7 protein-coding genes are annotated in these 8,002 nt (G+C 75.9%); 1 reads left to right on the top strand and 6 read right to left on the bottom strand.

Features of this window, described 5'->3' with window-relative positions; all coding sequences use genetic code 11:
• The 3 genes from ATM99_RS14955 to ATM99_RS14945 form a co-directional block, all read right to left on the bottom strand.
• On the bottom strand, positions 1-867 hold an 867-nt coding region (locus ATM99_RS14955; RefSeq protein ID WP_062103666.1), incomplete at its 3' end, for a proline/glycine betaine ABC transporter permease.
• Positions 864-2,156 (bottom strand): glycine betaine/L-proline ABC transporter ATP-binding protein, encoded by a 1,293-nt coding sequence (locus tag ATM99_RS14950; RefSeq protein ID WP_062103665.1) that lies wholly within the window; start codon positions 2,154-2,156, stop codon positions 864-866. The genes ATM99_RS14955 and ATM99_RS14950, both read right to left, overlap by 4 nt.
• Positions 2,157-2,594: 438 nt before the next feature.
• A complete protein-coding gene (locus ATM99_RS14945) occupies positions 2,595-3,440 on the bottom strand; it encodes an RDD family protein (protein ID WP_223305146.1) in 846 nt (281 codons plus the stop codon).
• 63 nt (positions 3,441-3,503) lie between these two features.
• Between ATM99_RS14945 and ATM99_RS14940 the strand changes: the two genes are divergently transcribed.
• A complete protein-coding gene (locus ATM99_RS14940) occupies positions 3,504-4,493 on the top strand; it encodes a stage II sporulation protein M (protein WP_062103664.1) in 990 nt (329 codons plus the stop codon).
• Positions 4,494-4,500: 7 nt separating this feature from the next.
• Here ATM99_RS14940 and ATM99_RS14935 read toward each other — a convergent pair whose 3' ends face one another.
• From ATM99_RS14935 to ATM99_RS14925, 3 genes are all read right to left on the bottom strand, one after another.
• Positions 4,501-5,667, bottom strand: a complete 1,167-nt coding sequence (locus ATM99_RS14935) for a winged helix DNA-binding domain-containing protein (RefSeq protein WP_062103663.1) — start codon at positions 5,665-5,667, stop codon at positions 4,501-4,503.
• Between the two features lie 47 nt (positions 5,668-5,714).
• Positions 5,715-7,031 carry a DUF58 domain-containing protein gene (locus tag ATM99_RS14930; protein WP_062103662.1) on the bottom strand — a complete coding sequence of 439 codons (1,317 nt, stop codon included), beginning with the start codon at positions 7,029-7,031 and terminating at the stop codon, positions 5,715-5,717.
• 3 nt (positions 7,032-7,034) lie between these two features.
• Positions 7,035-8,002, bottom strand: a 968-nt coding sequence (locus tag ATM99_RS14925) for a MoxR family ATPase (RefSeq protein ID WP_062103661.1), incomplete at its 5' end; no start/stop codon positions are given.

Raw genomic sequence — 8,002 nt, 5'->3', positions numbered from 1 at the left:
GGCCTTCGCGGCGGCGAGGGCCCTGGACACGGGGGAGCGCGTGCCGAGCGCGGCGGTCACGCGGTCGAGGAACATCGCGAGCACGACGACCGAGAGACCGGCCTCGAAGCCCAGCGCGACGTTCACGCGCTGCAGGGCCGCCACGACGTCGGAGCCCAGCCCGTCGGCGCCGACCATGCCGGCGATGACGACCATCGAGAGCGCGAGCATGATGACCTGGTTGACGCCCGCCATGATCGTGGGCAGCGCGAGCGGCAGCTGGATCTGCCGCAGGATGCGACCCGGCGTGGAGCCGAACGCGTGCCCGGCCTCGACGACCTCCGGGTCGACCTGGCGGATGCCCAGCTCGGTGAAGCGGACGCCGGGCGCGAGCGCGAAGATGACCGTCGCGACGATGCCCGGCACCGGACCGGTGAGGAAGATGACGACCGTCGGGATGAGGTAGACGAACGCCGGCATGGTCTGCATGAAGTCGAGCACGGGGCGGACCACGCGCGAGACGCGGTCGTCCCGTGCCGCCCAGATGCCCAGCGGCAGGGCGATCGCGAGCGCGATCGCCGACGCGAGGATCACCAGTGCGAGCGTGTCCATCGCGTTGCCCCACTGGCCGACGGACGCGATGACGACGAAGCCGACGAGCGAGCCGACCGCGAGGCGCCACCCCTTGGCGAGGAACGCGAGCGCCGCGAGGACGAGGGCGACGACCCAGAACGGCGGGCCGGACAGGACGACGTCGAGCACGTCGTAGATGCCGACCAGCACGTCCTTGATGAACGAGAACAGCGGGCGGAACGTGTCGGTCACCCACGCGACGCCGCCGTCGACCCACTGGCCGAGGGGGACGCGGGGCACGAGCGTGTCGGTCATCGCGCACCTCCCGCGGTCGTGGCGTGCGCGTCGACGGCGTCGAGCACCTCGTCGGCGGGAACGGCGTCGGTCGGCGCGTCCAGCGCCGGCGGGTCGTCGTCGTCGGTGCCCGAGGTCTCCGGGGGCACCATCGCCTCGAGCAGCGTGACGCGCGGCACGACGCCCACGAGGCGGCCGGCCTCGTCGGTCACGGGCACGGGCAGCGCGGACTCGGCGGCGGGTGCGAACACGTCGGCCAGCGCGGTGTCCGGGCTCACGGGGGCGACGCCCTCGCGCACGAGCCCGTCCATCGTCTCGCGGCCCTCGCGCACCGCCGCGACGACCTCGTCGTCGCGCACGATGCCGGTGAGCCGACGCTGCCGGTCCACGACGTACGCCGCCGAGACCTGCGCCTCGCGCATGGTGCGGCTCGCCTGACGGGGGCCGCCGGCGTGCGGCACGACCGCGCGCGGCGCGACCATCACGGACGACGCCGTGAGCACGCGCGTGCGGTCGACGTCGGCGACGAACTGCGCGACGTAGTCGTTGGCGGGGTCGGACAGGATCTGCTCGGCCGTGCCGGTCTGGACGATCCGGCCGTCGCGCATGACGGCAATCCGGTCGCCCAGGTACATCGCCTCGTTGAGGTCGTGCGTGATGAACACGATCGTCTTGCCGAGGTTCTGCTGCAGGTCGAGCAGCTGGTCCTGCATCTCGCGACGGATCAGCGGGTCGAGCGCGCTGAACGCCTCGTCCATGAGCAGCACGTCGGTGTCGGCGGCGAGCGCGCGGGCCAGGCCGACGCGCTGGCGCATGCCGCCCGAGAGCTGCGAGGGCAGCGAGTCGCCCCAGCCCGACAGCCCGACGAGCTCGAGGGCCTCGCCGGCGCGGCGGCGGCGCTCGGTGCGGTCGACGCCCTGGATCTCCAGGGGGTAGGCGGCGTTGTCGAGCACGGTGCGGTGCGGCAGCAGCGCGAAGTGCTGGAAGACCATGCTGACGCGGCGGCGGCGCAGCTCGCGCAGGCGCCTGTCGTCGACCGTCGCGAGGTCGTCGTCGCCGATCACGACGCTGCCGGCGGTCGGTCGCCACAGCCCGTTGAGCATGCGGATGAGCGTCGACTTGCCCGATCCCGACAGGCCCATGACGACGAACGTCTCGCCCGACTCCACCCGGAGGTCGGCGTCGATCACGGCGGCCGTCCCGAACGGGCGGACGTCCTCGCGGGTCGCGCCCTCGCGCAACCGGCGGACGGCCTCGTTCGGGCGCCGTCCGAAGACCTTGAACACGCCCTCGGCGCGTAGTGCTGTCACATCCACCTCGTGCGTCCACGGGCCCGGGCCGTGCGCTGCGCGCTCGGCGTTCGCGGGGCGCGCCGGGCGCGCTCCGTGACCTCGGGTCCCTCCACGGCGGCCCCCGGCCCGCTCGTGCGGGCACAGCCGTCCCGGCACGTCGTGCCCGGGAGCGAGGACGCCACAGGGCGTACCTCGGGAACCGGTCCCGGCCGGTGGACCGGGACCGATCCACCCTGCCCGCCGTGCTCGGATGCCGCAAACGTGCCCTTGGTCGGATGTCCGGGTCCTCCGGGGTCACAGCCGCCTCAAAGGATGGCAAAAAACACGTCTGACCTGGGGTCTCGTGCGAATCCCGCGTCGTTATCGAATCGTGACCGAACGGGCCGGGGAGCAGGTGCCGCGGAGCGCGGCGGGCGGTGCACGGCCGTGACGGACGTCACGTCGACGAGCGCGTCGTCACGCCTCGGGGTCGGGCACGCCGTGCGGCAGCCGCCGCAGCAGCACGGCCTCGGCCTGCTCGCGCCGCACCCGCTCGAGCTCGACGGCGCCCTCACGGCGCCCCCGCTCGGCGAGCACGGCCGCGAGGAACGCCTCGGGGTGCGTCCCGGCGGGCGGCGGCGGGCTCACGAAGGGCTGCAGGTCGCCGGCCAGGCGTACGCCCAGCTCGGCGCGCGACGCGGGGTGCAGGCCCGGGGCGCGGGCGATGAACTGCCGCACCGCGAGCGCGAGCCCGTCAGGAAGCCGCGCGACGTCCGCGTGCGCCGCCCAGCCCGCCAGGTGCGGCGGCATCACGGCCGGCCGACGGACCTGCTTCGCAGAGCGCACGCGCGAGCCGTAGGTCCCCGCGAGCACGTCGCCGACGCGCTTGCCGCGCGGGTGGAACAGCGAGCACAGCAGCGCGACCGACCCCGCGGTGAGCCACAGCTCGCCCACGCCCGTGAGCGCGCGGACGAACGCCTGGCGGAACGTGATCGGCCCGCCGTCGTCACGCACGATCCGCACGCCCGCGACGAGCTTGCCCACCGAGCGGCCCCGCGTGAGCGTCTCGACCGTCGTGGGGAGCACGAGCGTCACGACCGCCACCGCGACGATCCCGACGACCCGACCCGTCTGCGCGTCGAGCGTCACGTCGAGCCCGCCCAGCGTCAGGATCGTGAGGATCCCGAGCACGAACAGCACGACGAGGTCGAGCACGGCCGCGAGCAGGCGCGAGGCGACCGACGCCGGCCGGGTGTCCAGCACGACGCCCTCGCCGATGACGACGCCGTCCTGCAGGGCTGTCGAACGCGCGGTGGCTGCCACCCGCGCAGACTAACCGGCGGCACGTCGGCCCCGCGCGCACGTGGCGGATGGCAGGCTGGGGGCGTGGACCTCGACGCGTACACCCGGGCCCGCACGCCCACCTGGCAGCGGCTCGACGAGCTCGCGCGCCGGCGCCGGCTCACGGGCGCCGAGGCCGACGAGCTCGTCGCGCTCTACCAGGCGACCGCGACCGACCTGTCGGCCGTCCGGTCGGCCGCGCCCGACCCCGAGACCGTGACGCGGCTGTCGCACGGGCTCGCACGCGCCCGGTCGCGTCTGGCCGGTGCGCACGCACCGTCCTTCGGCGAGGTCGCGGCCTTCGTCGTCGTGCGGCTGCCCGCGGCGCTCTACCGGATCCGGTGGTGGACCGTGGCGGTGACCGCGGCGTTCCTCGTCGTGGCGGTCGCCACCGGCGTGCTCGTCGCGACCTCGCCCGACGCGCTCGCGCTCATGGGCACCGCGGCCCAGCAGCAGGAGTACGTCGACAACGCGTTCGAGGCGTACTACGAGCCGGGCATCGGCTTCGCCGCGATGGTCTGGACCAACAACGCCTGGATCGCGGCCGTGTGCGTCGGGACCGGCATCACCGGGCTGCTGCCCGCCTACATGCTGCTGACCAACGCCGTGAACGTCGGCGCGGCGGGCGGCCTCATGGCCGCGCACGGACGCCTGGACGTGTTCCTGCAGCTCATCGCGCCGCACGGGCTGCTCGAGCTCACGGCGATCTTCGTCGCGGGCGCCGCGGGCCTGCGGCTGTTCTGGACCTGGGTCGACCCGGGGCCGCGGCCGCGCGGGCGGGCGCTCGCGCAGGAGGGTCGCGCCCTCTTCACGGTCGCGCTCGGGCTCGTCGGCGTGCTCGCGGTCTCGGGCCTCGTGGAGGGATTCGTCACGGGCACGGCGCTGCCGTGGCCCGTGAAGGTGGGCGTGGGCGTGCTCGTGCTCGCGGCGTTCTGGGCGTACGTGCTCGTGCTCGGGCGCCGCGCGGTGGCGGCCGGGGAGACGGGCGACCTCGACGACGACCGCGCCGGGTACGTCGTGGCGACGGCGGGCTGAGGACCGGTCAGTCGGCGAACGTCACGACGTGCGCGTCGGCGTCGTCCGCGACCAGCAGCACCGCCCGCTCGGCCTCGGCCAGCACGTCGCTCCGCTCGGCGCGTGACAGCGGCTCGAGCGCGCGCAGCGTGAGCGTGGCCGTCGTCCGGCGCGCCCCGCGCGTCCCCGCGGACACGCGGCCGAGCGCCCAGGTCGCGCGCACGCGCCCGTCGACCAGCACCGCCGCGGGCATCTGCCCGTTCGGCGTCTGCAACCGCGTGCGGTGCGCGTCGTCGATCACGCGCGTGCGCTGCGCGTGCGACAGCCACAGGTCGTCGTAGTCCGGCAGCAGGCGCACCGGCGCCGGCACGTCCGGGTCGGGGCGCGGTGCGTCCGGCAGGTCGAGCAGCTCGCGGACCCGCCCGCCGGGCCGCAGGGGCGCGGCGACGACGGTCACGAGCCGCTCGCGCAGGCCGTCGACCACCGCGCGCAGGCCCGACAGTCCCGACCACGCCTGCACGTCGGCGACGCTCGCGGGTCCGTACGCCGCGAGGTAACGCAGCACGACCGGCTCCAACGCCCGCCGCCGCGCGTCCTCGTCGCGCAGGTCGCCCGCGGCGGCCACCGCGTCCGGGACCCACGCGTCGAGCGTGGTCCACGTCGTCGGCGCCGGACGGCGCCACAGTCCGCGGGGCGTGACCTGCACGAGCGGGAGCAGCGCCCGCGCGAACGCCGACAGGTCCTGCGGGTGCGCACCGGGCCAGTGCCGCGCGAGGTGGGCGCCGAGGTCCGTCGTCACGCGTGGCTCCGCGCGCAGGTACGCCGCCGCGACCGTCACGAGCCGCTCGAGGTCCGTCGCGTCCGCGGACACCCGCCGGCGGGTGTTCGCCCGGAGCTCGCGCGCCATGACCGGCAGCGCGAGGGCAGCCAGCACCGGGGCGTCGCGCGCGGTCACCAGGTGCACGGTCGAGCGCATGCAGGCGATCCGCAGCAGCGTCCGGTCGAGCAGGAGCGCGTCGAGCGCGGCCGGTGTGAACCCCTCGACGCGGCTCCACAGACCGAGGAAGGGCGACCACGGGTTCTGCGCCTGCAGACCCACCAGGTGGGCCACCACGTCGGGGAGCGCGTCGGTCGTGCGCGTCAGCAGGTGCTGGCGTGCGAGCAGCGCACGGTTGAGGCCCCGGTCGTCGAGCACGGACCGACGCTAGCGCCGGCCACCCACGCGCGGCACGGCGTGCACCGTCACAGGCGTCCCGCGGCCTTCAGCGCCAGGTACGTGTCCGCGAGCCGCGGCGCGAGGTCGTCGGGCAGCCCCTCGACCACCTCGACGCCGAGCTGGCGCAACCGGGCGCCGACGGCCGCGCGCTCCAGCGCGGTGCGCTCGGCCGCCGCGGCGTCGAACACCTCGTCGGCCGTGGCGCGCGCCGCGCGGATCTCCTCGAGCTCGGGGTCCGCGACGGCGGCCAGCACCACCTGGTGCCGACGTGTCAGGCCGCCCACGACGTCGAGCAGCCCCTGCTCGACCGACGCGGGGTCGAGCGACGTCAGCAGCACGACGAGCGCGCGCCGGCTCAGGCGGGACCGCACCTGCCCCACGAGGCCGGGCCAGTCGGTCTCGACGAGCTCGGGCTCGACCACCGCGAGCGCGTCGGCCAGCGCCGGCAGCACGCGCGACGCGTGGCTGTCGGCGACGCGGGCGCGCACCCGCCGGTCGTACGCGAGCAGCTCGACGCGGTCGCCCGCGTGCGCCGCGAGCACGCCCAGCAGCAGCGACGCCTCGACGGCCGCCTCGAGCCGGGTGCCGTCGAGCACGCGTGCGGCGCTCGTGCGGGACGTGTCGACCACGAGCAGCACGTGCCGGTCGCGCTCGGGCCGCCACGTGCGGACCACCACCTCGTGCCGCCGCGCCGTGGCGCGCCAGTCGATCGACCGGACGTCGTCGCCGTCGACGTACTCCCGCAGCGAGTCGAACTCGGTGCCGCCGCCGCGCACCTGCACGGCCGCGCGGCCGTCGAGCTCGCGCAGTCGAGCGAGCCGCGAGGGCAGGTGCCGCCGCGACGCGAACTCCGGCAGCACGCGCAGGCGCCCGGGCACGTCGAGCGACGCCTGCCGGGCCGCGACGCCCAGCGGGCCGACGGTGCGCACCGTGACCCGCCCCGCCTCGGCGTCGCCGCGCCGCGTCGGGACGAGCGTCGTCGTGACGCGGCGGGCCTCACCCGGCGGCACGTCGAGGCGGTGCCGCGGCGTCCGCGCACCCGTGGGGGAGTCGCCGCCGGGCAGGGTCGACGGCGGCCAGGCGTCGCGCACCAGCACGCGGGCCGTGCGCCGCCCCACGTTGCGCAGCGTCAGCACCGAGTCCGCGGTGCCGGACAGCCGCACCGAGGCCGGCAGCCGACGCGAGACCGCGAGCTCGCGCGGCGACGCGGCCAGCGCGACGTCGACCGCGCACAGCGCCACCACGACCAGCGCCCACGCGAGGACAGTGATCGGCGCGGGCAGCAGCACCACCGGGACGAGCCCGGCGAGCGCGACCAGCACCGCCCGGGAGGTCAGCGCCACGGGTCAGCGGGGGACGGGGACGGACGCCAGGACCGTGTCGAGCACGGTCTCGGCGGTGACGCCCTCGATCTCGGCCTCGGGGCGCAGCTGCACGCGGTGCCGCAGCGTGGGGTGGGCCAGCGCCTGCACGTCGTCGGGCGTCACGTAGCCGCGGCCCGAGAGCCACGCCCACGCGCGCGACGTCGCGAGCAGCGCGGTCGCGCCACGCGGCGAGACCCCGAGGCTCAGCGACGGCGACGTGCGCGTCGCGCGGCACAGGTCGACGACGTACCCGACGACCTCGGGGCCGACCTGCACCTGCGCGACCTGCTCGCGGGCCCGCGCCAGCGCGTCCGCGTCCGCGACCGCGCGCAGCCCGGCGGCGCGCAGGTCGCGCGGGTCGAACCCCGCGGCGTGCCGCGTCAGGACCTGCACCTCGTCCTCGCGCCCGGGCAGCGGCAGGAGCAGCTTGAGCAGGAAGCGGTCGAGCTGCGCCTCGGGCAGCGGGTAGGTGCCCTCGTACTCGACCGGGTTCTGCGTCGCGACCACGACGAACGGGTCGGGCAGGCGCCGGGGCTCGCCGTCCACCGTGACCTGGCGCTCCTCCATGGCCTCGAGCAGCGACGCCTGCGTCTTGGGGGGCGTGCGGTTGATCTCGTCGGCGAGCAGCAGGTTCGTGAACACGGGGCCCTCGCGGAACGAGAACTCGGCCGTGCGGGCGTCGTACACGAGCGACCCCGTGACGTCGCCCGGCATGAGGTCGGGCGTGAACTGCACGCGCTTGGTGCCCAGCTCGAGGGCTCCCGACAGCGAGCGCACCAGCAGGGTCTTGGCCACGCCGGGGACGCCCTCGAGCAGCACGTGCCCGCGGCACAGCAGCGCGATGATCAGACCCGTCACGGCGGCGTCCTGGCCGACGACGGCCTTCGCCACCTCGGTGCGCACCGCGGCGAGCGCGGTGCGCAGGTCGTCCCCGGGTGCCGGGGCCGCGG

This window comes from Cellulomonas sp. B6 (genome assembly GCF_001462455.1).
In the GTDB taxonomy this organism is placed as follows: domain Bacteria; phylum Actinomycetota; class Actinomycetes; order Actinomycetales; family Cellulomonadaceae; genus Cellulomonas.
The sequence above is the reverse complement of the archived record's forward strand: the minus strand, read 5'-3'. Positions and strand labels throughout refer to the sequence as shown.